Genomic DNA, 535 nt, shown 5'->3' on the forward strand with positions numbered 1-535 from the left:
GAGAGTTTTTCGCAAGTGCGGATGAAGGGACTCGAACCCCCACGCCTCACGGCACCAGATCCTAAGTCTGGCGTGGCTACCAATTACACCACATCCGCTAATGTTTTTTGTTTAAAGAACTTGTTCTTTTGTGACTACAAATATAAAACATTTTGTCTTAAAATAAGAGCTAAAAAAACATAAATACTTATCAACGCTGATAAATAAACGATTTCTTAGAAACCTTTTAAAATAAAAAAACTCTCCGTTGAGATCAACAGAGAGTTTAGTACCCCGGGCGGGACTTGAACCCGCACGTTCTTACGAACACAGGATTTTAAGTCCTGCGTGTCTACCAGTTCCACCACCAGGGCAGGTGTGGAGCGAAAAACGGGATTCGAACCCGCGACCCCAACCTTGGCAAGGTTGTGCTCTACCAGCTGAGCTATTTTCGCATAGTGCGGATGAAGGGACTCGAACCCCCACGCCTCACGGCACCAGATCCTAAGTCTGGCGTGGCTACCAATTACACCACATCCGCTGGTTTGTTTTTGCT

At 46.0% G+C, this 535-nt stretch carries 4 tRNA genes; all 4 read right to left on the reverse strand.

Going from position 1 to position 535, the window contains the following annotated elements:
• Window positions 1–16: 16 nt before the first annotated feature.
• A tRNA-Leu gene (locus tag DRF60_RS20900) sits at window positions 17–98 on the reverse strand.
• A 171-nt stretch (window positions 99–269) separates the two neighbouring features.
• Window positions 270–353: transfer RNA gene (locus tag DRF60_RS20905), tRNA-Leu, on the reverse strand.
• Window positions 354–358: 5 nt separating this feature from the next.
• A tRNA-Gly gene (locus DRF60_RS20910) sits at window positions 359–434 on the reverse strand.
• Window positions 435–438: 4 nt separating this feature from the next.
• Window positions 439–520 (reverse strand) — tRNA-Leu (locus DRF60_RS20915).
• Window positions 521–535: the final 15 nt, after the last annotated feature.

The sequence above is a fragment of the Chryseobacterium elymi genome (assembly GCF_003385495.1).
Taxonomy (GTDB): domain Bacteria; phylum Bacteroidota; class Bacteroidia; order Flavobacteriales; family Weeksellaceae; genus Chryseobacterium; species Chryseobacterium elymi.